At 49.1% G+C, this 25,434-nt stretch carries 21 protein-coding genes and 1 tRNA gene; 11 read left to right on the top strand and 11 right to left on the bottom strand.

Annotation, left to right across the window (positions count from 1 at the left end):
- Nucleotides 1-119 precede the first annotated feature (119 nt).
- From hemH to ACSHWX_RS05775, 4 genes are all read left to right on the top strand, one after another.
- A complete protein-coding gene (hemH, locus tag ACSHWX_RS05790) occupies nt 120-1,145 on the top strand; it encodes a ferrochelatase (protein ID WP_435667245.1) in 1,026 nt (341 codons plus the stop codon).
- 117 nt (nt 1,146-1,262) lie between these two features.
- A complete protein-coding gene (locus ACSHWX_RS05785; RefSeq protein ID WP_435667244.1) occupies nt 1,263-2,222 on the top strand; it encodes an SPFH domain-containing protein in 960 nt (319 codons plus the stop codon).
- Nucleotides 2,223-2,224: 2 nt separating this feature from the next.
- The gene (locus ACSHWX_RS05780; protein ID WP_435667243.1) at nt 2,225-2,677 is read left to right on the top strand and encodes an NfeD family protein; all 453 of its coding nucleotides are present in this window, start codon (nt 2,225-2,227) and stop codon (nt 2,675-2,677) included.
- A 143-nt stretch (nt 2,678-2,820) separates the two neighbouring features.
- Complete coding sequence (locus ACSHWX_RS05775; RefSeq protein WP_435667242.1) at nt 2,821-3,750, top strand: LysR family transcriptional regulator; 930 nt, start codon at nt 2,821-2,823, stop codon at nt 3,748-3,750.
- 12 nt (nt 3,751-3,762) lie between these two features.
- Here the strand turns inward: ACSHWX_RS05775 and ACSHWX_RS05770 are convergent, their stop codons facing one another.
- Together ACSHWX_RS05770 and ACSHWX_RS05765 are read right to left on the bottom strand one after the other, a co-directional pair.
- Nucleotides 3,763-4,620 carry a flagellar motor protein MotB gene (locus tag ACSHWX_RS05770; protein ID WP_435667241.1) on the bottom strand — a complete coding sequence of 286 codons (858 nt, stop codon included), beginning with the start codon at nt 4,618-4,620 and terminating at the stop codon, nt 3,763-3,765.
- Nucleotides 4,621-4,645: 25 nt separating this feature from the next.
- A complete protein-coding gene (locus tag ACSHWX_RS05765; RefSeq protein ID WP_435667240.1) occupies nt 4,646-5,413 on the bottom strand; it encodes a motility protein A in 768 nt (255 codons plus the stop codon).
- Between the two features lie 239 nt (nt 5,414-5,652).
- Between ACSHWX_RS05765 and ACSHWX_RS05760 the strand changes: the two genes are divergently transcribed.
- A complete protein-coding gene (locus tag ACSHWX_RS05760; RefSeq protein ID WP_435667239.1) occupies nt 5,653-6,852 on the top strand; it encodes an outer membrane beta-barrel protein in 1,200 nt (399 codons plus the stop codon).
- Here the strand turns inward: ACSHWX_RS05760 and galU are convergent.
- Entirely contained in the window at nt 6,839-7,741 is a 903-nt protein-coding gene (gene galU / locus ACSHWX_RS05755; RefSeq protein ID WP_435667238.1) for a UTP--glucose-1-phosphate uridylyltransferase GalU, read from the bottom strand. The two genes, ACSHWX_RS05760 and galU, sit on opposite strands and share 14 nt — an antisense overlap.
- A 159-nt stretch (nt 7,742-7,900) precedes the next feature.
- Between galU and galE the strand changes: the two genes are divergently transcribed.
- Genes galE through ACSHWX_RS05740 form a run of 3 tightly spaced genes read left to right on the top strand, consistent with a single transcriptional unit; the run spans nt 7,901 to nt 11,354 of the window.
- The gene (gene galE / locus ACSHWX_RS05750; RefSeq protein ID WP_435667237.1) at nt 7,901-8,908 is read left to right on the top strand and encodes a UDP-glucose 4-epimerase GalE; all 1,008 of its coding nucleotides are present in this window, start codon (nt 7,901-7,903) and stop codon (nt 8,906-8,908) included.
- 38 nt (nt 8,909-8,946) lie between these two features.
- Nucleotides 8,947-10,158, top strand: coding sequence for a lytic murein transglycosylase (locus ACSHWX_RS05745; RefSeq protein ID WP_435667236.1), 1,212 nt, complete (start codon nt 8,947-8,949; stop codon nt 10,156-10,158).
- 14 nt (nt 10,159-10,172) lie between these two features.
- Entirely contained in the window at nt 10,173-11,354 is a 1,182-nt protein-coding gene (locus ACSHWX_RS05740) for an SGNH/GDSL hydrolase family protein (RefSeq protein WP_435667235.1), read from the top strand.
- A gap of 81 nt (nt 11,355-11,435) precedes the next feature.
- On the opposite strand, the gene ACSHWX_RS05735 is transcribed toward ACSHWX_RS05740, so the two are convergent.
- From ACSHWX_RS05735 to ACSHWX_RS05725, 3 genes are all read right to left on the bottom strand, one after another.
- Entirely contained in the window at nt 11,436-12,863 is a 1,428-nt protein-coding gene (locus ACSHWX_RS05735; RefSeq protein ID WP_435667234.1) for a glutamate synthase subunit beta, read from the bottom strand.
- Nucleotides 12,864-12,875: 12 nt separating this feature from the next.
- Nucleotides 12,876-17,582, bottom strand: coding sequence for a glutamate synthase large subunit (gene gltB, locus ACSHWX_RS05730; RefSeq protein ID WP_435667233.1), 4,707 nt, complete (start codon nt 17,580-17,582; stop codon nt 12,876-12,878).
- 477 nt (nt 17,583-18,059) lie between these two features.
- Nucleotides 18,060-18,527, bottom strand: a complete 468-nt coding sequence (locus tag ACSHWX_RS05725; RefSeq protein ID WP_435667232.1) for an Hsp20 family protein — start codon at nt 18,525-18,527, stop codon at nt 18,060-18,062.
- 460 nt (nt 18,528-18,987) lie between these two features.
- Between ACSHWX_RS05725 and ACSHWX_RS05720 the strand changes: the two genes are divergently transcribed.
- Entirely contained in the window at nt 18,988-19,965 is a 978-nt protein-coding gene (locus tag ACSHWX_RS05720; RefSeq protein ID WP_435667231.1) for an alpha/beta fold hydrolase, read from the top strand.
- Nucleotides 19,966-19,985: 20 nt separating this feature from the next.
- Here the strand turns inward: ACSHWX_RS05720 and hisN are convergent, their stop codons facing one another.
- Both hisN and ACSHWX_RS05710 read right to left on the bottom strand, forming a co-directional pair.
- The gene (gene hisN, locus ACSHWX_RS05715) at nt 19,986-20,804 is read right to left on the bottom strand and encodes a histidinol-phosphatase (protein ID WP_435667230.1); all 819 of its coding nucleotides are present in this window, start codon (nt 20,802-20,804) and stop codon (nt 19,986-19,988) included.
- 303 nt (nt 20,805-21,107) lie between these two features.
- Nucleotides 21,108-21,989: an N-formylglutamate amidohydrolase gene (locus ACSHWX_RS05710; RefSeq protein WP_435667229.1), complete on the bottom strand. Its 882-nt coding sequence runs from the start codon at nt 21,987-21,989 to the stop codon at nt 21,108-21,110.
- Nucleotides 21,990-22,171: 182 nt separating this feature from the next.
- Here ACSHWX_RS05710 and cpdR point away from each other — a divergent pair, with 182 nt between their 5' ends.
- Nucleotides 22,172-22,531, top strand: coding sequence for a cell cycle two-component system response regulator CpdR (gene cpdR, locus ACSHWX_RS05705; protein WP_435667228.1), 360 nt, complete (start codon nt 22,172-22,174; stop codon nt 22,529-22,531).
- Between the two features lie 12 nt (nt 22,532-22,543).
- Here cpdR and ACSHWX_RS05700 read toward each other — a convergent pair whose 3' ends face one another.
- Together ACSHWX_RS05700 and ACSHWX_RS05695 are read right to left on the bottom strand one after the other, a co-directional pair.
- Nucleotides 22,544-23,479, bottom strand: a complete 936-nt coding sequence (locus ACSHWX_RS05700) for an alpha/beta fold hydrolase (protein WP_435667227.1) — start codon at nt 23,477-23,479, stop codon at nt 22,544-22,546.
- Nucleotides 23,479-24,348, bottom strand: a complete 870-nt coding sequence (locus tag ACSHWX_RS05695) for a fatty acid desaturase family protein (RefSeq protein ID WP_435667226.1) — start codon at nt 24,346-24,348, stop codon at nt 23,479-23,481. Before ACSHWX_RS05695 ends, ACSHWX_RS05700 begins: the two co-directional genes overlap by 1 nt.
- Nucleotides 24,349-24,511: 163 nt before the next feature.
- Here ACSHWX_RS05695 and ACSHWX_RS05690 point away from each other — a divergent pair.
- Nucleotides 24,512-24,586, top strand: a tRNA-Val gene (locus ACSHWX_RS05690).
- 81 nt (nt 24,587-24,667) lie between these two features.
- On the opposite strand, the gene ACSHWX_RS05685 is transcribed toward ACSHWX_RS05690, so the two are convergent.
- A complete protein-coding gene (locus ACSHWX_RS05685; protein WP_435667225.1) occupies nt 24,668-25,432 on the bottom strand; it encodes a hypothetical protein in 765 nt (254 codons plus the stop codon).
- Nucleotides 25,433-25,434: the final 2 nt, after the last annotated feature.

The following is a 25,434-nucleotide window of genomic DNA, read 5'->3' as shown; positions in this document are numbered from 1 at the left end:
ATGCTGACCGCTGAAGGTTAGGGACCCGTGCGACAATTGGGCCACTGCACATTGCGGTGGTCGTCTTTATGTTGTGGCGACCCCTTTGGCGCTGCTAACAAAAAGAACAACGAGGCAAAATGTCGTCGCAACTCCCAACTGACCACCCTAAAGTTTTATCCAAAAAAGTGGGCGTATTGCTGCTCAATTTGGGCACACCTGACGCCACTGACTATTGGTCTATGCGTCGATATTTGAAAGAGTTTTTATCTGACCAACGGGTCATTGAAATACCAAAGTTGATTTGGTGGCCGATCTTGAACGGGATCGTTTTGACTGTGCGCCCAAAAAAGTCGGGTGCGGCTTACGATAAGATTTGGGATTATGAAAATGGCGATAGCCCGTTGCGGGTTATTTCTGAGGGGCAAGTAAAAGCTTTGCGCTCTTCGTTGGCAGGTCACGATAACATCGTGGTTGATTATGCAATGCGTTACGGTAATCCTTCCACGCAATCAAAGCTTGAAACCTTACAAAAACAGGGATGCGACAGAATTTTGCTGTTGCCGCTTTACCCGCAATATTCCGCCGCAACAACGGCAACTGCCAATGACAAAGCATTTGAAGCGCTCCAACAAATGCGCTGGCAGCCTGCAGTTCGCACGGCGCCTGCCTATTTTGAGACTGACGCCTATGTAAGCGCCATCGCGCGCTCGATTGAAGATGGGCTTGCGGGATTGGATTTCGAACCTGACTTGGTCATCACCTCCTATCATGGAGTGCCAAAAAGCTACTTGATGAAGGGCGACCCTTATCATTGCCAATGTATCAAATCGACCCGGCTGGTGCGCGAGAAACTCGGGTGGGCCGAAGACAAAATGATGGTCACGTTCCAGTCTCGGTTTGGACCGGAAGAGTGGTTGCAACCCTATACCGACAAAACGCTGGAAGCACTGCCAGCAAAAGGGGTAAAAAAAGTCGCCATTCTAACGCCGGGCTTTTCGGTAGATTGTCTTGAAACGCTTGAAGAGATTGCGATGGAAGGCAAGGAAGAGTTCATGGAGGCAGGGGGCGAAAAATTTGCCTACATCCCCTGTCTCAACGATAGTGAGTTAGGCATGAACGTTATAGAAGATGTTGTGCGGCGCGAACTGTCTGGCTGGGTTTGATTATGCGATAAGCGGTCCAATCACGAAGTGAAGTGGTTTCCCGAATTCGTTTGAATTTCTTGTAAAACCGGCCCATTGTCCCCACATATTCAATAGATTCAGTTTTTGGAGAGCATTATGGACGGATTTTCAATTGCCATTATTGTGGGCGCCTTTTTGGTTGTTTTGGTGCTGCTTGCTGGCGTTAAAACCGTACCGCAGGGGTACAATTACACCATTGAGCGTTTCGGGCGTTACACAAGAACACTTACCCCCGGGCTTAACCTGATCATTCCTTTTGTGGATGGGATCGGGCGCAAGCTGAATATGATGGAACAAGTGCTTGATGTTGCCCACCAAGAGGTCATCACCCGCGATAACGCTTCGGTCACAGCAAACGGGGTGACGTTCTACCAAGTTATGGATGCACCCGCTGCGGCATACGAAGTGAACAATCTTGAGAACGCGATTTTGAACCTGACGATGACCAATATTCGTACGGTGATGGGATCAATGGATTTGGATGAACTCCTGTCCAATCGGGATGGTATCAATTCACGCTTGCTCAGCGTTGTTGATGCGGCTGTATCACCTTGGGGCGTTAAGATTACGCGTATTGAGATTAAAGATATTGATCCGCCAAAAGACCTAATTGAAGCTATGGGTCGGCAAATGAAGGCCGAGCGGGAAAAGCGGGCGACCATTTTGGAATCTGAGGGCCGTCGTCAAAGTGCAATTCTTGAAGCAGAGGGTGAAAAAGAAGCCCAAGTGCTGGAGGCTGAGGGTCGTAAAGAAGCTGCCTTTAGAGACGCGGAAGCGCGCGAACGTTCTGCTGAAGCGGAAGCAAAGGCAACCCAAATGGTGTCAGAGGCCATTGCCCAGGGTGATGTGCAAGCGGTGAACTATTTTGTCGCGAACAACTACATCAAGGCGCTTGAAAGTATCGCGAAATCTCCAAATCAAAAAGTGCTTATGATGCCAATTGAAGCGGCAAATGTTATTGGCGCGGTTGGCGGTATCGCAGAGATCGCCCGCGAAGCTTTTGGCGGTGATAAGCCACAACGTAACAACGGGCGCGTTCCGAATTCGGAGAGCTAAAAATGGATATCATTGGTTTACTAGTCGAATATGGCGGTTGGTCTTGGATTATTGGCGGGTTCGTTCTTTTAGCGATTGAACTCGCGGTTCCCGGTGGGGTCTTTGTTTGGTTTGGCGTGTCTGCGGTGCTTGTGGGCGTCGCAACACTAACCCAATCGTTGAACTGGCAGCTCCAATGGATATTGTTCGCCCTGTTGTCCGTTGCAAGCGTGACGGTTTGGACGCTTTACTTTAAGGGGCGAAAAGACGTTTCAGATCGCCCGTTCCTAAATGCACGCAATCACAAGCTAGTTGGCCAAAGCTTTGTCCTTGATGAGCCAATTTTGAACGGCGTCGGACGTGTTAAGATCGACGATAGCTTTTGGCGGGTTACTGGGCCCGACGCCGACAAAGGTCAAATGGTTAGCGTTACTTCTGTTGATGCAACCGTTTTACATGTGGATGTTTCTGACTAGCTTTTAAGCGTTCGCGTGGGCTTTCTGCGGGCGGATACGTGCAGCAGCCGTACTAATATTTAGATGTGATTAGTTCTTTTTAGCCTCGACAGCCCAACATATATGCCTCTATTAGTTCTTCTAAAGAACTAATGGAGGGTGGAATGTCTAGACGTACGGACCAAATGCAGCAGATGCGTGTGTTTGCTATGGTTGCAGCGCAGGGCAACTTTGCGCGGGCAGCCAATGCGCTTTCTTTGCCAGCTTCTTCAATAAGTAAAACAATCGCCCAGTTGGAGGCGCGTCTAGAAACAGTACTTATCCGAAGAACGACGCGGGCAATTCAACTCACTGATGACGGCAAGGAATATCTGCGCAGCGTGAAAATTGCGCTGTTTGAGATCGATCGTGTTGAAGATCGGGTGCGCGCTGGGAACCGGCCAAAGGGCAAATTGCATGTCACCGTGCCGGTTGCATTTGGGGAGAGTTTTTTGAGCCCGATGTTGCCAGCATTTTGTGCAAACTATCCGGATTTGCTGATCGATTTTGATACGGATCGGCGCTATTTGGATATGGTGAGCCACAATATTGATGTGGCTGTTCGCACAATGAAGCCTGAGGAAGACTCCGCTTTTATTGCCCTTAAATTATTGCCTCATGTCAATTTCTTGGTGGCATCTCCTGAATATCTGGACCGGTTTGGGGTGCCTCAATCCATGGAGGGTTTAAATCAACACCGTCTGATGTATTTCGATTGGCCGAAAAGACAAGGGCAGTGGCAGATGCGCATTGATGGGCGGCCCATAATTATTCACAACGAGGCAGTGTTTCGGACCAATAGTTATCACACGCTCAAACATGGTGCCGTTTCTGGCATGGGGATTGCGAATTTACCGGCAGACTATGCGGTGGATTATCTTAAATCCGGCGAATTGGTGCGGGTGCTGCCTGAGGTTTTGGATGATAGGGGACACAGGGTGGCACTTTATCACGAGCGTCGCGCCCAATCACCAAAGACCGATGTGTTCCTTGATTTTCTAGTCGAGGCGACCGCAAAGCACAAAGCAAACTTGGCGGATCTTGGCTTTCACTAAACTGATAACCGTCTAGGGCTCTAGCTCAATTGGAACGGGTGGGCTTTCCTGCATCACCAAAATTGAAATTCTACGGTTTGCAGATAGGTAGGGGTCATTTGGGAACAATGGTTTCGCGTCGCCCTTGCCAACCACCGAGAAAACGCGTTCTGACGGTAGGCCATATTCTTCCATCAATCGACGCACGACGTTTGCCCGGTCGGATGATAATTCCCAGGGGCCATAGGATGCAGTTTGATATGTTGCGCCAGCGGCCGTGTGGCCAGTAATCCGAATTTGGTTTGGCAGTGTCTTTAGAATTGGAGCCATGACAGAAAGCGCCTGACGTGTAGCCTCATAGGGGTATTTTGACCCTTCTGGGAACATCGAACGACCTTCTTGGTCCACGATTTGGATGTGCAAACCTTCTTCGGTTTCTTCGATCAACAAATTATCGGCGACAAAGGTGATTTCAGGCAATTCTTGCCAAGCTTGGCGCAATGTTGTTGTTGCCAGAGCGAATTCTCGTGGCGTTTCAACTTCGGATTTTTCAATATCGTGGGTGTTGGCTTCTGGGCCCTGTTTTGAACGCTGATCATGTTTGATGTCAGAATATTCGGTTTGAGTATTTTGCTCTTCAACCGCAATGGCTTTGACGTATTCGCGTTGGGGATTGCCATCGCGCTCGATAATACCGGCGCGCGCTTCGATTTGGATAACGCCAAACGCATCTTTTAAAGAGCCTGCAACAACTTGAAGTTTCTCGTCGTCTTGAATTGAAAACGAAACGATAAGAACGAAAAACGCCACAAGAATGGACATAAGATCGGAAAAGGTGACAAGCCATTCGGGTATGTCACTACCACCGCCTTGTTTTTTCTTTCTCGCCATTTCAGTCCCCTAAATTCGTTGCCACTTACGCAGCTTCTTCCAAAGCATCGCGTTGTTTTTCGGGCAGGTAGGCGGTCAGCATTTCTTTGATCAAAGCCGGGCTTTTGCCATCACGAATGGACATAATGCCGTCGATGATCAACGTCTGATTGATGTCTTCTATTTCTAACTTAGAAGCGAGTTTGTCGGATAAGGGCAGACACACCAAGTTGGCCAAAACAGCACCATACATCGTGGTCAAAAGAGCAACCGCCATGGCTGGGCCAATCGCTGCAGGGTCAGACATGTTGGCCAACATCTGCACCAGACCAACAAGAGTTCCGATCATACCAAAAGCCGGAGCCGCATCACCCAAAGATTTGAAAACCCGCTGTCCTTCGGAAAGACGGGTGATGAACTGGTCACGTTCCAATTCCATCGTTTCGCGGATGAAAGCCGCGTCATAACCGTCAGCGATATATTGAGCGCCCTTTTTAAGGTTGGGATCCTGTGTTTCGACATTCTCTAGACCCAGTGGGCCGCTTTTTCGCACAATGTCGCCCATTTCGGCGACCTGTTCGATGAGGTCTTTTGGGTCAACCTTTTTATGGGTGAAGGCAACTTTGCCTCCGGTGACCAATGCTGTAATCACGCCCGACAAGGGGAACCGAATAAGGGTGGCCGCCGTTCCGCCGCCAACAACGATCATAATTGAGGGATAATCAACAAACTGCGCAAATGATCCGCCCATAAAAATGGCAAGCGCGATAAATGCAGCACCAGCAATCATGCCGATAATTGTGGCTAAATCCATGTGACCTTACTCCTAACTGCAACCCAAAAACGCGGGTGCTAGGTCAATTTACTTGGATGCAGTCTACCCCGTTAAGGCTAATCAGCTATTAATACGAAAATACAAATTGTACACATGTTTTGGTGCTATCTTATCGCCAAGTCATTGAATAGCGTCGTTTTTTACCAAAATTGGTCGGCGCATTTTATAGGTTCATTAACCATAATCCAGCATGTTCAATCTAAAGGATCCTTAAACAGATGGCGCCGGAATTGTCAGCAAAACTCAAAACACATCCAATTGTTGGCGTTGCGCTTGGCGCGGGCGTGACGTTTGGGTTGCTTTGCCAGACAGTCCAGGGCGAAGAAATTTTCGGCGGTTGGGATTTGCAAAGCGCGGTTAGTTTGCGTGGCGGTTTTGAGGACCAAGACGGAAACCGTTCCCACATGTTGGTGGTTGCGCCTGAATTTACACTGCGACGCGAAAATGATGATTTGGCCTTGGGCATAAGCGGTGGGGCGCAGTTTGAGCAAACTGGAAATAATCAATTTACCCCCCGAGCCGCCGGTCTTGGTGTTGACGCGACATTGCAACTTAGCCGTCGCGGCCAAGCGAATTTTGCGGCAAACTATAGCATCGAGCAACCGCGAAATACTGACCCGGAATTGCCAACCGATGTCAAAACGCCGGGTTTCACGCAACAGTTCGGCATATTGGCTGGGTACAGCCATCAGTTCGCCAAAACTCAAGTCGATTTACGCAGCGCCATTGGACGCGGCCAAACAGCAGACACCACGCTCAATGATGATAGTATTCAATCCAACGCGGACCAAAATGCGTGGCGCTATGGTTTGGGTGCCCGGGTAACCCGTGAGATTACACCGACAATTGGCGCGTTTGTTGATGCGCAGATTAACAGAGAACTTTATGACACACCGTCAAGTGCGCTGAATGCGAGCCGCAACAATTGGTCCTATGAAGCGCAGGTTGGGGCGGCGGTTAACTTTAATGAAAAAGTGCAAGGTGAAGTCGCCTTTGGTCAATTGCGCCAAACATTTGATGATGCTGGATTAGATGCTGTTCAAACATTCACCTATAATGCGGGTCTTGCTTGGCAAGTGTCAGATATGGCTGCGCTTCAATTGAATGTCAGCACAAATGTAAGCCCAACCAGTGTTGCGGGCGAAGCCATGCGCGTTGTTGATGTTGGAAGGCTCACTTATAATCAAGAGATTAATACGCAGATTTCTTTCTCCGCGTTTGGGGAGATTGAACGGCAGCACTACCAGAATAGCAATGATGAGATAAAAACCAGTCGGGCAGGCCTTGGCTTACAATATTTGGTGAACGAGCAAATCTCGACCTTTGCGAACTACTCGTTTTCGTTGCGCGAACCAACTGGGGCAGCTGCAAGCCGACGTCATATGATTGAGGCCGGCGTACGCTTTAATCGACAATAGAAACGTCGTTAAACAGCTCTTTTACTACTTTGCGCAGTTCGCTTTTAAACTCTTCAGCAATGTCTTCGCGATCCATCGCAAACACCACATTGGCGGTTAGGAAACCGACTTTAGAGCCACAGTCAAAGCTGTGCCCGTCATATTTAACACCGGTAAAGCGATCATGTTCCATCAGTTTTACCATCGCGTCGGTGATCTGAATTTCCCCGCCCGCACCCTTTGACTGTTTGCTCAACAGGTCAAAAATTTCGGGCTGTAGAATATACCGACCAGAAATAATAAGGTTGGATGGCGCTTTCTCGACCGACGGTTTTTCTATCATTTCGGTGATATCGAACGCGTTGTCTTCCCCTTTGCCGCGTCCCACGACACCATAAGAGCTGATTTCTTTTGGATCGACTTCTTCCACCGCAATAACATTGCCGCCGCGTTCATTGTAGCTGTCGATCATTTGGCTCAACACACCAGGTTTTGAACGCATCAACATATCCGGGAGCAGCAAAGCGAACGGTTCGTTGCCCACAATGTCGCGTGCGCACCAAACGGCATGACCAAGCCCCAAAGGTTCCTGCTGGCGGGTAAAACTGGTTTGCCCTGGCTTTGGAAGGCCCTCGCTCAACATTTGCAACATGTCGTTCTTCTGGCGCTGATGCAGGGTAATTTCTAACTCCACTTGGCGGTCGAAATGGTCTTCGATGACACCTTTGTTGCGGCCAGTTACGAACACAAAATGTTCAATTCCAGCTTCACGGGCTTCGTCAACGGCATATTGAATGAGTGGTCTATCAACTACCGGCAACATTTCCTTGGGCATGGCTTTGGTCGCAGGCAAAAAACGAGTGCCTAGACCGGCGACGGGAAAAACGGCTGTGCGAACTTTTTTTGTCAACATGTCATCCTTTGGCAGCATCCCAAATCATATATCCGTTGGCCTCAATTTTGACGCCATAATTTAGAAATATTTCTATTACACCTAGTCATTGTGTAATGTAATCGCAACCCTTGAGGTGTTAGATCAAATTACGTTAAAATTGTTTAAGGACGTGTGATGAGCATATTGGTGACAGGTGGCGCGGGCTACATTGGTGGACACACGGTTTTGCAGTTGGCAGATGCTGGTGAGCGTGTGACTGTTTTGGACAATTTGACCACAGGATTTCAGTGGGCAGTTGATCAACGGGTTGATTTTGTTGAAGGAAATGCCGGTGATGTTGAGTTTGTCACTGCGCTTTTGCAGGAACGTGGCATCAAATCGATTTTGCATTTTGCAGGTTCGATTGTTGTGCCTGAATCGGTGGAGAATCCGCTAAAATATTATCAAAACAATACGTCCACCACGCGCAACTTAATTGACGCAGCGGTGCATGCTGGGGTGAAAAACTTCATCTTTTCTTCAACGGCAGCGGTTTATGGAATGGCTGGTTCAGAACCTGTTAGCGAAGATAATCCTTTAAACCCACAATCGCCTTATGGTCGTTCAAAATTAATGAGCGAGATGATGCTTGAAGACGTGGCGGCAGCCCATGACATTAAATATGGCGTGTTGCGCTATTTCAATGTTGCTGGCGCGGACCCGCAGGGGCGTTCAGGTCAATCAACGCCGTTGGCCACCCACTTAATCAAGGTCGCTTGCCAAACTGCCCTGGGGCAGCGCGACAAAATGAAAATTTTCGGCACCGACTATGACACCAATGATGGCACATGTGTGCGCGACTATATTCATGTGACCGACTTGGCTAAAGCGCACGCTTTGCTGCTTGATTACCTTCGAAATGGAGGCGAAAGCACAACCATGAATTGTGGGTATGGGCGTGGTTATAGTGTTCGTGAAGTGGTGCAAGCGGTGAAAAAAACTACTGGTGTTGACTTTGTTGCAGAAGAAACAGGCCGTCGTGCTGGCGATCCTGCAGCGATTGTTGCCAGTGCAGACCGGGTGCGCACCGTCTTGGGCTGGGAGCCCAAGCATGAAGATTTGCGCGGCATTATCGAACATGCTTATAGCTGGGAACAATATTTGTTGACCCGCAATGACCGCCCAGAAATGGGCCAACTTTAATGTTTCAATCTCCTGATGTTTCATATTGGGGGAGAGCAATGCGCTTAGCGGTATCCATATTCGTTGTTTCGTTCTTTGCGATGACAAGCGCAGTCTTTGCTGCACCTGAGCAAAGTTTTGCCCAATTTTTGCGCTCGTTTGAAACCAAAGCCGTTGCGGCTGGTATTCCTAAGTCCGTTTATCGGGCCGCGACAAACGGTTTGACTGCAGACCCATCGATTAAGGTCGCGCAGGGCACTCAACCTGAATTTGAAAAGCCGATTTGGGACTATCTTGAAAAGCGCGTGACAGCTGACCGCATCAAGCGCGGACGCAATGCGTTTGCGAAAAACAAGGCACTGTTTGAGCGCATTGGGCTGGCCTATGGGGTTGATCCCTATATGTTGGCCGCCATCTGGGGCGTTGAGACCGACTTTGGTGCGATTATGAACAATGACCGCTATTTCAAGCCGGTTTTGCGCTCCCTATTTAGTTTGGTGCATCAACGGCGGGGGCGGGTGGCGCTGGACGAAGCTGAGTTGATTGCCGCCCTGCGGATTGTCGCCCAAAAAGAAGCGCCTAAGGGCGGTTTAAAAGGTTCGTGGGCTGGTGCATTGGGGCATTTGCAAATTATGCCTTCCGCGTTTTTGACCCACGGGACAGATTTTGACGGTGACGGACGACGCGATCCGCACAATTCTTTGGCAGATGCTTTGGCATCAAGCGCAAAGTGGTTGTTGGGTGTGAAATATCAACCCGGCCACGATTGGGGATATGAAGTTCAATTGCCTGAAAGGTTTGATTACCTGCTTGCTGGTCGAACAAAGCTGCGTCCGGTTTCGTTTTTCGCCGGGAAAGGCGTTTCACGCGTTAAGGGGCGGGAATTTGGCGATCTAAACGAACGGGTTTTTCTTTATGTGCCCGCTGGTGCAAATGGGCCGAAATTTTTGATGACGCAAAACTACCTGGCGTTGAAGGGATATAATTTTGCAGACTCCTATGCGCTGGCCGTCGCCCACCTTACCGACCGGATAAAGGGGGCTGGGCCATTCGTTAAAGGGTGGCCAAAAAGTGCAAAGTTCCTCAACCGGCAGCAACGGATTAACTTGCAAACAAAGCTGATGAAACTCGGATTTTACAACGATAAGTTGGATGGTCGTTTCGGCCCAATAAGTCAGGACGCTTTGCGGGCGTGGCAGGCGAGAAATGGTAAATTGGCAGATGGTTTTGCCACAATTGCCGTCTATAATGCGGTTATGAAGTCAAACTAGGTACGATGAGCAAGATGCGACGTTGGGCATTTAAATTATTGATGGTTGTGGTTTTGATGTTGGCCTTCGCGCCAGCAACAATCGTCAATATTGGCATCGCTCAAGAACGGATTGAGGTTGCGCAGGCCGAAAAGCAGAAGAGGCGCACGCTTTTTGATGTTTTATTTGGTCGCAACAAGCCGGAAGAAAAAAAGAAAACTGCACCCGTAAAGAAGACCACAAAACGGAAATCGTCGCCAAGTATTACGAGCGTGCCAAAAATCAAAATGATTGAAAAAGCACCTGATGCGCGAACACTTTTGGTTGTGGGTGACAGTTTGGCCATTGACTTGGCCAAAGCACTTGATCGCCATTATGCCAAGGATACCCAATTAGCGATTGTCAGCAAAGGTGTCGGCTCGTCGGGTTTTGTTCGCGATGATTATTTCGACTGGAACAAAGCGATCGAAACCTATTTGACCAGCGAAGAATTTGACATGGTCGTGGTGGCTGTTGGTATTAATGATCGCCAAGAAATCAGAGCCAGCAATGGCCGACACAAACCCCTTACAGATGGATGGCGCACCGAATACGAACAACGGTTGAGCTCATTCTTGCGCGCGCTATCAGAGGCTAACAAACCTGTTGTTTGGATGGGTTTACCCCCGATGAGCAAAAGAACATACTCCAAAGCCATGAGCCAGATCACTTCGCTTCATCGCCTTGCGGCTTTCGCCAATGGTGCTGAATATGTCGATATTTACGAGCGTTTTGCCGATGAAGATGGCAATTACACCGCTTATGGTCCCGACCTTAACGGCCAGAATAAACTGATGCGCAAGGGGGATGGTATTCACCTTTCGTCAGCTGGGAGTGACAAGGCGGCGTTCTTTATTGATAAAGTCATCAAGCAGTTTTATCGCGGTGGGGAAATCAGCGTTGCCATTATTGATCCTTTAGCGGGAACCGATGTTGCTGGCATGCTGCGCCCTCCGTTCCAAGGCGTCGCTCAGGTGCGAAAACTTGAATTGGCTGGTGCGGTGCGTGAGCTAGGTGAGAAGGCCAAATCTTCTGGTGGGTTGGTGTTGGCGCAAAAATCAGACAAGCCCAACCTGTCTCTTACCCAGCTATTCGCCGTTCAACCCGGACGCGCTGACGGGTTTGGGGTTTCTATAACTCCCGTTGCAGAACCTGATTTAAGAACAATAGAACAATAGAACAATAGAACAATAAATAAAGCCGACATCAATGGGGTGCATTGATGTCGGCCTTGCAAATCCAACGCGCGGATTGTGGGGTCAGCGCGGTAGACTTGTGTTCCCCATTAGGTCGAAATCAATAGAGCGAGCGGCTTGGCGTCCTTCACGGATCGCCCAGACCACAAGCGATTGACCACGACGCATATCGCCCGCGGCATAAACGCCTTCGACGCTGGTTTTATAAGACATGGTGTCAGCAAAAAGGTTTTTGCGTGGATCAAGGTCTGCACCAAGTTCTTCAATCATGCCTTCAAAAATCGGGTGCGCGAAACCAATTGCCATGAGCACCAGATCGGCTTTGAGAATAAAGTCTTCGCCCTCAATTGGTGAACGGGTTTGATCCACACGAGAGCATTTTACGCCCTTAACATGGCCAATATTGTCGCTAATGATTTCAAGCGTTGCTGCTTGAAACTCACGATTTGCGCCTTCAGCTTGTGACGAAGATGTCCGCATTTTAATCGCCCAGTTGGGCCATGAGGTTAGCTTGTCTTCTTTTTCAGGTGGTTGTGGGCGGATATCCATTTGGGTCACAGAAACGGCGCCTTGACGGAAGGCTGTGCCCACGCAATCAGATGCGGTGTCGCCGCCGCCAATCACGACAACTTTTTTACCCGTGGCTAAAATGGGATCGGCATCGCCGATTTCTTCGCCGCCATTGCGTTTGTTTTGCTGCACCAAGTAGGGCATCGCATAATGTACGCCAGCAAATTCTGTGCCCTCGCAACCCGGATCACGAGGATGTTCAGAACCACCGGTTAGCAATACAGCGTCGTGGGTTTTTTGAATGCCTTCAAGCGTGCGGGTGACGCCAATATTTTCATTATAATGGAACGTAACGCCTTCGGCTTCCATTTGCTCAACGCGGAAATCAATATGGCTTTTTTCCATTTTGAAATCTGGAATACCGTAGCGCAACAAACCACCAGCTTTCGCTTCGCGTTCAAACACATGAACATCATGTCCGGCACGTGCCAATTGTTGAGCTGCCGCCAAACCAGCTGGCCCAGATCCAACTATCGCTATCTTTTTGCCGGTTTTTGTTTCTGGAGGCTGAGGCGCAATCCAGCCATTTTTAATGGCACGATCAGCGATGGTTTGCTCAACCGTTTTGATGGTGACAGGTTGGTCTTCCAAGTTCAGCGTACATGCTTCTTCGCAGGGTGCCGGGCAAATGCGGCCCGTGAATTCTGGGAAGTTGTTTGTTGAATGTAGGTTAAGCGCGGCACGTTCCCAATCGCGTTGATGAACGAGATCGTTCCAATCTGGAATTTGATTGTTTACCGGGCAACCCGTATCGCCATGGCAATAGGGAATGCCGCAATCCATGCAACGCGAGGCCTGCCGAACGATTTCACCCTCGGTCAGTGGCACCGTAAATTCATTATAGTGCCGAATGCGGTCCGAAGCCGGTTCATAACGTGCTTCTTGACGGTCGACTTCGAGAAAACCTGTATGCTTACCCATCTTAGTTCTCCCTTACGCCTTGGCCGAAGATTGTTTGTTTTTTTGCTGTTCCATCTCAAGGATGGCGCGGCGGTATTCGACTGGCATCACTTTTACGAACTTGGAACGGTGTTGCTCCCAGTCGTCCAAGATCGCTTTGGCTCGAGTTGAACCGGTATAGTGAAAATGGTTTGAAATCAGCTGACGCAAACGCTCGTCATCATGCTTGGTCATATCGCCTGAAATATCAACACGACCGTGCCATTCGATGTCGCCACCATGGTGGTGGTGTTCGCGCATCAATTCTTCTTCTTCCAGCACCGGTTCAATATCGACCATTGCCAAATTGCAGCGAGAACGGAATGTTTGGTCTTCATCAAACACATAAGCCACGCCGCCCGACATGCCCGCAGCAAAGTTGCGACCGGTTTCACCGATCACCACGACGATGCCACCGGTCATATATTCACACCCATGGTCGCCGGTGCCTTCAACAACAGCAACTGCCCCTGAGTTACGCACAGCGAAGCGTTCGCCTGCAATGCCCCGGAAATAGCACTCGCCAGAAACCGCGCCATACAGCACCGTGTTGCCGACGATGATGGCGTTTTCAGGCACAATATTTGTGTTTTCAGGTGGCCGAACCACAATGCGTCCGCCAGACAAGCCCTTACCAACATAATCGTTGGCTTCACCAACCAGGTCAAAGCTCACGCCGTTCATCAAGAATGCGCCAAATGCTTGGCCCGCAATGCCTTTTAAGTTCACTGCAATTGTGTCTTCAGGCAAACCTTCAAGGCCGTATTTTTCTGCAACTTTGCCCGAAAGCATCGCGCCTGCAGAACGGTTCTTTGATTTGATATCTATATCAAACTTAACCGGTTCACCGTTTTCCAAAGCTGGCTTCGCTTTCTTGATCAGTGTGCGATCAAGGATTTCTTCAAGCTCATGATTTTGAGTTTGCGAGTGATAATATGTATCATCGCCAACCAGTTCAGGCTTATGGAAAAGCTTAGTAACGTCGATGCCTTGAGCTTTCCAATGGTCGTCGGTTCGCTTTTGACCCAAAAGATCAGAACGCCCCACAAGCTCATTGATGGTTTGTGCGCCCATTTCTGCCATCAGTTGGCGAAGTTCTTCAGCGACATAGAAGAAATAGTTGATCACATGCTCGGGCGTGCCTTTAAAGCGTTTGCGCAATACAGGGTCTTGTGTGGCGATCCCGACAGGGCAAGTGTTCAGATGACATTTGCGCATCATCAAGCAACCCGCAGCGATGAGGGGCGCTGTGGCAAAAGCGAACTCGTCCGCACCCAACAGTGCGCCAACAAGAACGTCACGGCCCGTTTTGAAACCACCATCAACTTGTAACGCTACACGAGAGCGCAAGCGGTTTAGAACAAGGGTTTGATGGGTTTCAGCAAGGCCGATTTCCCACGGAGATCCTGCATGTTTTAGCGATGTAAGAGGCGACGCGCCTGTGCCGCCATCAAAGCCTGAAATCGTGATATGGTCCGCATGTGCTTTGGCCACACCGGCAGCAACAGTGCCAACACCCAATTCAGAAACGAGTTTTACTGAAATGTCGGCTTTCTCATTGACGTTTTTCAGATCGTAAATCAGCTGAGCCAAATCTTCGATTGAATAAATGTCGTGGTGCGGTGGCGGTGAAATCAAGCCAACGCCGGGCGTGGAGTGACGGGTTTGGGCAATCACTGCGTCCACTTTGTGGCCGGGCAATTGTCCGCCCTCGCCGGGTTTTGCACCCTGGGCGACTTTAATTTGGATCATATCCGCATTGACCAAATAGTCGGTTGTTACACCAAAGCGGCCAGACGCGACTTGCTTGATGGCCGAGCGTTCAGGATTGCGCGAGCCGTCAGGCAGTGGGTTATACCGATCTGGTTCTTCGCCGCCTTCACCTGTGTTTGACTTGCCGCCAATTTGGTTCATGGCCACCGCAAGGGACGTGTGCGCTTCTCGGCTGATGGAGCCGTAAGACATCGCGCCGGTTGCAAAACGGCGAACGATATCAGTGGCCGGTTCAACCTTTGAAATGTCAATTGGGTCGCCAAGCGGTTTGATTTCGAACAGCGAACGGATGTTCAATAGTTTTTCAGAAGCATCATTGATCGCTTTGGCGAACGTATCATATTTTTGCTGCGCAGAAGCCGGAGACTGTTCTGCTGTGCGCACCGCGTGTTGCAAATCGGCAATCGCGTTTGGTGACCACGCATGGGCTTCCCCACGTACGCGATATTGATATTCGCCACCGACATCCAGTGAGTTGGTCAATGTAGCATCGTCGCCAAACGCGAGGTCGTGACGGTCCACTGTTTCGCGCGCAACTTCGGTAAGGCCAACGCCTTCAATTGAAGTGCCTGTGCCAAAGAAGAACTGTTCAACAAACTGAGTAGAAAGGCCAACGGCATCAAAAATTTGTGCCCCGCAATAGGACTGGAAGGTTGAAATGCCCATCTTGGACATGACTTTTAACAAGCCTTTGCCAATTGATTTGATGTAGCGATCAACACATTCTTGTTCATCAACTTCGGGTGGGAACTGGCCTTCGGCTTGTAACGCCGCGATGGTTTCAAATGCCAAATACGGGTTAATCGCTTCTGCGCCATACCCTGCCAAAACAGCAAAGTGATGGACTTCGCGGGCTTCGCCCGTTTCAACCACAAGGCCACATGATGTGCGCAAGCCTTTGCGGATCAGGTGATGGTGAACGGCAGCTGTCGCCAGAAGCGCTGGTATCGCAATTCGGTCATTGCTGAGCAGGCGATCAGAAAGCACGATAATGTTTGTGCCCAAGAGCACAGCACTTTCTGCGCGGTCGCAGATCGCTTCCAAAGCCACTTCCATCCAATCAGCGCCTTTTTCAGCCGCATATGTAACGTCAATGGTTTCGGTGAGGAACTGGTTATCGCCAATATTGCCGATGGTGCGGATTTTTTCCAAATCTTCATTGGTCAAAATCGGCTGGCGCACTTCAAGGCGTTTCTGGTTCGACAAGCCTTCAAGGTCAAACAAGTTTGGCCGTGGTCCGATAAAGGAAATCAAGCTCATGACACTTTCCTCACGGATCGGATCGATCGGCGGGTTGGTCACTTGCGCGAAGTTTTGCTTGAAATAGCTATAGAGCAATTTGGATTTATCGCTGAGCGCCGAAATTGGTGTATCTGTGCCCATGGAACCAACTGCTTCTTGGCCCGTGGTTGCCATCGGCGTCATCAAAAACTTGATGTCTTCAGTTGTGTAACCGAACGCCTGTTGGCGATCCAAAAGACTTTCAGATGATTTTAGCGGGTGACGATCAACCGCTGGCACGTCTTCTAGTACGATTTGTGTGCGGCCCAACCATTTTTGATAGGGGTTTTTCTGCGCGAGTTTGGTTTTGATCTCATCGTCGGAAATGATTTTTCCAGCTTCCAGGTCAACCAGTAGCATTTTGCCCGGCTGTAAACGCCATTTTTCAACGATTTGATCTTCGGGGATGTCCAAAACGCCAGCTTCAGACGCCAAAATGATTTGACCCGATTTGGTGACGCAATAACGGGCAGGGCGCAGGCCGTTGCGGTCTAGTGTCGCTGCGATACGACGACCATCTGTCATGGTCAGTGCGGCAGGGCCATCCCATGGCTCCATGATCGCTGCGTGATATTCATAAAACGCTTTGCGCTCTTCATTCATTAACGGATTGCCGGCCCATGCTTGGGGCACCATCATCATCGCTGCATGGGGTAGGTCATAGCCGCCACGCACAAGGAATTCGAGCGCATTGTCAAAACAGGCCGTGTCCGATTGCCCCTCATATGAAATGGGCCAAATTTTGGAAATGTCATCACCGAACCGGTCAGAAGAAACGGATGCTTGGCGCGCGGCCATCCAGTTCACATTTCCCCGGATCGTGTTGATTTCGCCATTATGAGCGACAAAGCGATAGGGGTGAGCCAATTTCCAAGACGGGAACGTGTTGGTTGAAAAGCGTTGGTGAACAAGCGCCAATGCGGACGTGAAGTCTTTGTCGCCTAAATCGGGGTAAAACGGGCCCAATTGATTGGCGAGGAACATGCCTTTATAAACCAGCGTTCTGGCGGACATGGAAACAACGTAAAATCCGTTGTCGCTGTTAGAAGCAGGTAAAGCGGCGTAAATAGTGTTTGAAATCACTTTGCGGGTGATGAGCAATTTTGTTTCAAACGTGTCGGTGTCCATGCCTTCGGGGCGTGCGAAAAACACTTGTTCGATAATGGGTTGGGTGCCGATTACGCCTGCTGAAAGGCCTGAATTGTCAGTGGGGACTTCGCGCGTACCAAGAATTTCAAGGCCTTCGCCTTCTGCGCATTCGGCAAGTTTAGCGGCGCACTGAACTTTTAGGTCTTGGTTGTTGGGGTAAAACAACATGGCAACCGCATATTCACCGGGGGCGGGTAGTTCAAAATCCAACGATTTTGCAAAAAATGCATGGGGCATCTGAACCAACATGCCTGCGCCGTCACCCATCAATGGGTCGGCACCTACCGCACCACGGTGCGTTAAGTTGATCAAAATGTCTAAGCCGTTTTGAACAATATCGTGGGTTTTCGTATTGTCGATATTTGCAATGAAGCCTAGACCGCACGCGTCATGTTCGTTCGCTGGATCATAAAGGCCCTGCTTGGCGGGACGACCATTATACGCGAAGGTCGCGCTTGTTGATGCGCTCTCCATCAAGGTGTCGATACTGTTGGCCATAAGCCCCTCCATAAGTTTCGCCCATTAGTCCAGCACGGACTAAATTTTGGGTCAGGTCATCTGCTCGGGTCGCTCGTTGGAATACCACGAGCGGCTCGTTGCGACGTTGCGCAAACAATTTTCAAAAGAACGGGCAATTTGATATGTTGCCGTTCAGCTTGAGAACTTGGTTTTCCAAGCTCTCCCCTAGCGCCTTACCAATGGCGTATGACACGCGTTCAACTGTCCATATCCAATAATTTTTATGGGATAAAGACAGTGCGGTGTTTTTTAATGGACAATATTGCTGTCCTATTTTGTGATGCAGATTGCCAGAAAAAATCCGTCTGGGCAAGATGTGAGAGGTAAGTTTTTTTGTCGCAGGGCAAGAGAATAGTTGGAATGTAAATGCCAAAGCAGGCGCAGTAATTGTTAAATAACTGCGCCTGCCATATGTATAATTTATCGAACTATTGAAGCATTAGGTATAGTTACAATTTAGTTCTTTGCTTCGTTTTCAATAGTCTTTGTTTCATTTGATGAAGTTGATCCAATCGCAATCTTGCGTGGCCGTTTGCTTTCGGGCAGTTCTCGCGTCAAATCAATGTGCAACAGGCCATTTTCTAGATCAGCGCCGCGTACTTCAACGTGATCGGCGAGCTGGAAGCGGCGTTCAAATGAGCGCTCTGCAATCCCGCGATGGAGGAATTCACGTTTTTGCTCTGTGCCAGAAGTTGATTTGCCGCCTTTGACGCTGATCGAGTTTTCTTTTGTTTCGATCACGATGTCATCGGACGAGAAGCCTGCAACGGCCATCGTGATGCGATAGGTATCGTCGCCAGTGCGTTCGATATTGTAAGGGGGAAATGCGTTCGCTTCTTGTGGGGAGTGATCGTCAAGAAGTGAGAAAAAGCGATCAAAGCCCACTGTTGAGCGGTAAAATGGGGATAGGTCTAAATTTTGCATAACATATTCTCCTATGAGCAACATGCAGTTTTGTTGTTGTTGGCACGACCCGCATATTAGCGGCGGCGCTCCAAGTTGATCCCATCAGTGGCAACCAACGATTGTAATGTTGTGCATAAATTTTAGGTTTCAAGACCTGTTCGTTTAAAAAAAGTTCTGTCCATCTAAAAAAATACAGCCAACGATTTCAGTAATTTTCCTGCCTGAACGGAATATGAATGACTATTTCGGAAATCGTTCAGTTCACCTTTGATAGGTATTTGATTGTGGCGCCAAAAAGTCTGATCACTTCACAGTGTGCCACAAAACTTATCTGAAATGGGACGCCATCATCCGCCCCCCGCATGGTGTCCCAATTAAAGAACCAGCAATTCATTTTTGGATTGCTGGTTTTTTTGTTGCGGTTGAACTACTAAATGAGAAGCGAATTGATCGCTCAATAGATTTAGTGTGAGGCAGTATGTCGTCAGTTGTTAAAGTGGATGGTCCACAGTTAGCCAATACTCCGTCAAATCCAGTTCCTGACGGCGCGCGGGCAGGTTTTTTTAAAACCCAGGACGGCATTCAATTGCGGTATGCATTGTTTGCCTCAACCAGCAATAAGCCCAAAGGCACCATTTGTTTGGTGCAGGGGCGCACTGAATATATTGAAAAATATTTCGAGACCATTGCGGATTTTCAAAGCCGTGGCTTTAACGTGGCGACATTTGATTGGCGTGGTCAGGGTGGTTCGGCGCGTCTCATTGCCAATCCGAAACTCGGATATGTTGAAGATTTTCGCGACTATTTGACGGACTTGACCAGCTTTCATGTGGATATTTTGCTGCCGGACTGCCCCCCGCCATATTATCTAGTAGGGCACTCCATGGGCGGGCTTGTTTCCCTCATGGCAACCACGCGCGATCAGTTGATGTTTGATCGGGTGTTTTTAACCGCACCAATGGTGGCGGTTGAAACTGGCTTTAGCCTTTCAACAACAGCTACGATGTTAAGTGTCGGCAAGTTTTTAGGGGCGGGACAGTTGCCGCTCAAACCTTGGGAATTTAAACGCCCCAGCGAAGCGACATTTCCCGGCAACGATATAACGTCCGACCATGGTCGGTATATGCGAATGGTGAAAACACTTGATCATCGACCTGATTTGGAGATCGGTGCGCCAACAGTGAGTTGGGGCGCCGCGTCATTCAAGGCGATGATCAAAGCCAACAGTTCTGAGTTTCCATCCAGCGTTCGTATTCCGGTATTGGTGCTTGCAGCGGCGTCGGACACTGTCGTGTCAACGCCCGCCATCGAGCAATTGGGCATGAGTATGCGCATAGGGCGTCATGCAGTGCTGCCCAATTCGCGCCACGAGATTTTTATGGAAACAGATGGTATCCGCGCCCAAGCACTGGCCGCGTTTGATGCGTTTATTACAGAGCACACGAAGGGGAGTTAGTTCCGCTTTGCCGGCAGCTCTTAGTCCGTTGCGACTGGAGCTAAATATTCAAGTGCTAGTGCATGAATTTTGGGGTTTGCAGCGGCGATGACCTGACCGCCTTCAGCTGCATTTTTGCCTGACCAAGTTGAAACAATGCCGCCAGCTTGTTCAATGATCGGGATCAGCGCTGCGATATCTACGTTCTTAAGCCCTTCCTCAACCACCAGTTCTGCGTGCCCTGCAGCCAACATGGCGTAGGCGTAACAATCTAGCCCATAGCGTGCCAGTTTGACGCTGGCTTCTAGCTCATTATAAGCTGCAAGTGATTTATCGTGTAGAAATATACGTGGAGAGGTGGTGAACATTGTAGCCTGCTCAAGCGTTTCAACTTTGCTCGTTAAAAGTTTAGTTTCTACGTTGTTGTGCGTAAGGATTGCTTTGCCTGGCAGACCGATGAAATCTTCCCCGATATGAGGCTGGCTCATCAGGCCAGCAACAGCTTTGCCTTCAAACGTAAGTGCAATGAGCGTGCCCCACACTGGTAAGCCGGATATAAAGGCGCGGGTGCCATCAATTGGGTCGATTACCCACTGGTAGGGGCTGTTGGTTTCTTTGTTGTCCCATTCTTCGCCGCATATGCTGTGGTCTGGAAAATGCTGTGTGATGACCGCACGGATTGCCAATTCGGCTTCTCTGTCTGCAGCGGTAACGGGGTCGAACCCTTGTCGCAGTTTATTGTCAATATTCAGGGTTTTTCGGAAGTATTTAAGTGTAATTTTTTGTGCTTCTTGCCCTGCAAGCTGTAGAATTCTGTGAATTTCTTCAAAATCCAAGTTTGGTTGGTTTTTTGCGCCCATGATATTTGCGTTCACTTTTCAACTTGCTGGTTTTATTATGGAAAATGATAGGTTTAGAAAAAATTTACACTTTTATCTTAAGATGTAAATACGGTCATTTAGGCAACAGCTAGCTGGTTAGCGCCCTTTGTTGCTGGTACATGGCTTGCATTTCGGGGCAAATCAGTTCACCCCAGTAGATGCATGATGCCGTGGCGGCTCAGCACATTGCTTGGAGCTGCTAACGTTTCCTCCCTTGACTTAGGGCCGCTTCGAGCGGCCCCCTTTTTGGGCAAAATCAGACGCACAAGTTTGATTGATGAGCTATTCCGCTGCGAGTTGTAAGTCAATGAGTTGACGCAGGTCCAACCGGATGAGCAGTGAAATCAATTGTTCGGTGAGCTGCTGCATATGAACAAAATTGGCGTTTTTTTCCAATGTGGTCTCGTTCATATAAAGATGGCGACCAATTTCGATCTGTAAAGCGTGTACGTTGTTGCCCGGCTGGCCGTAGGTCTTTGTGGTGAAGCCACCTGCGTAAGGGCGGTTTCGCGCAACCTTAAGGCCTGCTGTTGTGAATAATGTGTCGGTTAGGTCCGCGATCATCGGATGACATGTTGAGCCAAACCGATCTCCCAGAACAATGTCCGGCGCGCTGGCATTGCCCCGTTTGTCCAGATTGGGCATCGAATGGCAATCAATCAGCACAGCAATGCCAAAGTTGGCTAAAGTTTCGCTCAACAGATTTTGCAGGGCGAAATGATAAGGCTTGTAAATGCCCTCAATCCGCATTGTTGCATCAGCCAACGATAGTTTGGTGCGGTATATTGATTTCTTTTCCGCGACGATTTTTGCAATTGTGCCAAGTCCGGCAGCAACGCGGGGAGACTTTGTGTTGAAATTGTCGGGCAGGGGATCGCTGAACATAGATTGGTCGAGTTCATAAGGTTCTCGATTGACGTCCAAATAGGCGCGGGGGAAATGCGCGCGTAACATCGGTGCGCCAAAATTTGGCGCACGGCCAAACAATTCATCGACAAATGCATCTTCTGACTGGCGAATGCTGAGTTGGTCCAAGCGCGTTTGCTCAATGAACCGACCGGGATAATCGCGACCGGAATGGGGGGAATTGAAGACAAAAGGCGCACGCTGGGTGCGTGGTCTTATTGTTTCAAACGCAGGGCGGTCAAAATAATCAGATTTCAACAGTATCTCCGTGGATTTTGCTGATTTTTTAATACGCATATTGTGTCGAATAAATGACTTTAAGTCCACAGGAACAAGCGGATTTGATTGGTTCATATAAATAGTGACAATGTTGACTTGAGTTTAAGTGCTGGGCGATGCAAAATCCGAATCAGATGATCGCTTTTTGAGGGGCTAATTTAATGCGTCGGATCTTGTTGGCTGAAGATGATAACGATATGCGCAAATTCTTGACGCGTGCGTTGGGCAATGCGGGTTACGATGTGGTGGCATTTGACAATGGCCGTTCTGCATATGAGCGGTTGCGTGAAGAACCATTTACGCTTTTGCTTTCTGATATTGTAATGCCGGAAATGGATGGCATTGAACTTGCCCGCCGCGCCACCGAATTGGACCCAGACTTAAAAGTCATGTTCATCACCGGATTTGCTGCTGTGGCGCTTAATCCAGATAGCGAAGCGCCCAAAGATGCTTCTGTGCTTTCAAAGCCGTTCCACTTGAAAGACCTCGTGGACGAAGTTGAGCGTTTGCTCGCGGCATAAACTCATTTAGATTTAAGATTTGAAGTAGGCCTCGATTTCCTTGTGGATCGGGGCCATTTCTTTTTCTCCTGGCATGTGCGCACTTTGGGTCAGAATAAACTCCTGCCCGATATTTAACACCGAATGGGCGTGCTTTCGCGTTTTAGCGTAAGGAAATAGAATGTCGTTTTTGCCGAAGATGATGAACACCGGCTCCATCATTTTAGGCATATCCTCTTTGAAAAACGGTCCTGCTGGTCGATGTCGCCAAAATGCGGTTTGGCGAATGACGATGTCCAGATATTCTAGATTTTCCGGCGTTAGGTGTCGCGAAAGCGGACGCGCGATTTTCGGCAATAGCGATTTTTTGGGCACAAACCGATAGGCAAGCCAAGTGAATAATAGTTTGGCGTAAATTTTGAAGTAAGGCACTTTGGGGGTCAACCCTGCGGTAACAATCAGCGCATGTTTGTTCACCCGACCAGGCATTAATTTTAACAATTCTAGGCCAATGGAGCCGCCAAAGCTTGCGCCAGCAATATTGATTTTTTCAATCGCAAGCCCATCCAGCAGTTCGCTAAGCCAAATGCCATAAGCATTATGTTTGGGCGAAAACGGCACGTCCGCAGAACGTCCAGGTTGCCCGATAAGGTCAGGTGCGATTAGCCAATGGTCCTTTGCGAGATAAGCAAAAAACTCAAGCATAAGCGGCCCCGCCGTAGACATGCCCGGCAGGATGAGGATTGGTGCGCCATTCGAATTTCCCATCATGGAAACGTGAGAGGCACCAAAGCTTGTGGAGACCATTTTCGTCTGTATCGGGTATGGCGACCTTCTTAAGGTGTCGTCGTAAAGGGCCTGAAACTCAGCGCGCCCTTCTTTTGATCGATAAACCGAGTGCTTGGGCAAGGGTGAATGGGTGTCTGCCCATGCCAATTCAGCATTCGTTTGGATTAAACGTTGATCCATCAGTCAACCATCTCGGTCGATTTATCGCCGATCGTTCGCACCTGCACGCCACTTTTCTTCAAGCTTTGTTTGGATTGGGCGAAAAGGTTCTCATGGGTATAACATGGCAATTTTGGGTATTCATGGTGCAAAAAGTGATGGTTATTGAGCCAAAAAAATGGGCTAACGATCCATTCCCAAACGCCCTGTCCCCGCACGATAATTGTTGTTCTCTTTCGGTCTGGCGTTTCCTCAATGGTGTGTAGCATTCGGTGAGACACCGCGATAATTGAAGACGCGATTGATGCGGGAGCTAGCCACAAAAAGAAAGTTTCCACTGGCGCGATAAATAGCAATGTGAGCAACAGGGCGACCAATACAGCGATCCGCAAGAAGCTGAAAATGGCCATTTGAGCGGACACAGCTTTGTTTTGAACCGCAATGATGAACATGCGTAAATAGTGCAAGGGCACAAATAGACCCAAAACCAGTCCAACCGGAATGGAGACGTGTTGCAGCCAAAAATCAGGGTCCAGTTCGGGATCGTTGGTATTGGCGTGATGGCGCAGATGGAGGAATTTGAATGTCGGGAAATCATAGAGCAAAAGCCAAGCGTGGGCCGTTCCCAATAAACGGTCGACCCACGCAAACCGCGCATTGTTCATGATGGTCTTATGGGTGGCTTCATGAGCGACGGCAAAACTCAAGTGGATCGCAATAAATGCCAAAGGCGTGGCAACCCAAAGGGAAATCAGCCCGCTTTGATGACCAATTGTGGCGAAAGCAAAAAGCGCTAACAACCCAAAAGACGCCGCCAATGTTGGCCACGCAACCCTGTTGCGTTGAAGCTGCATCATTGACCTTGCGAGTTCGGTCGGATTTTGCGGCATGTTGGCCCTCAATTTGGTCGCCTGTTCAAATGAGTATGCAAATCGAGCGGCATAATGTCTAGGATAGAAGTTGTATTGCGATGAATTGGATTTTTGTTTGAATTGCTATTGACCCAACTGTTGATTTTATGGTCTATCAGCCCAGCAATTTGATTGCACGGATGGGCGTATAGCTCAGCGGGAGAGCACTACATTGACATTGTAGGGGTCACTGGTTCAATCCCAGTTACGCCCACCATCCACCCCCTAATATGAATTCTCGTTTTATGATGCGCCGAGTCGAGTGAGCCAGCGCGCTTTCTTGTTTAAAGTTGCCGGTTTAACTTTGCGCCAATTGTTTGTGAAACCTGTTCACCATCAGCCAAATCAGTGCCAATTGGCCCAAGATGCCCGCTAGCAACGGCCAAACCCAGTTGCCATTCATAGCAAGGGCCATCCAATAGGCTTTTGCAATCAAAAATGGTGGGAATAGACCGAAAGCCCATTGCATCGGCTCCGGGACGAACCACCCGATCAAGATGATCCAGCCTGCAATGCTCACAAATTTGGCGATTGCGAAGCCTTGAAGTTTGTTTTCAGCAAAATTGGCATAGGTCAATGTCGCGATAGGTCCGGTTAGCGATGCGCCGATGGCCAACGCTAAGCCGATGTGAATTGGAACCTGCGCAAGGCCGATAAACTGGAGCTGTGAGAACACTACAATTCCAGAAAGGACGGCAGGAATATACATGCGTACGCTGATAAACTTCGCCGCAGAAACGGGTGTTACGCGCATCGCGGCTAGGGTGTTGTCTTCTTTTTCATCGAGCAATAAAAACCCATAAATTGCACCGGAGAGCAATGCGCCCTGAAAAATCACCAAAAATCCAACCATCATCGGGTAAAAATGACTAAGTGCCTCCGGATAAAAGCTGCCCGGCATGATGTTGTTCTCACTCAGGTAGGCGTTAAGCGCTGGCGCTGCGAGGCGTAAAAACAACGCGATGAAGATCACAAAGCCGCACATCATCAACAAAAATCGATCCCGTCCAATCAGGCGAAAATCATTGCGGCCAATTTTTTGCGCTAAGGGAATAATGTTCATCG

It is taken from the genome of Maritalea sp., from assembly GCF_051251695.1.
GTDB lineage: Bacteria > Pseudomonadota > Alphaproteobacteria > Rhizobiales > Devosiaceae > Maritalea.
This window is presented reverse-complemented; position numbering and strand designations above follow the sequence as displayed.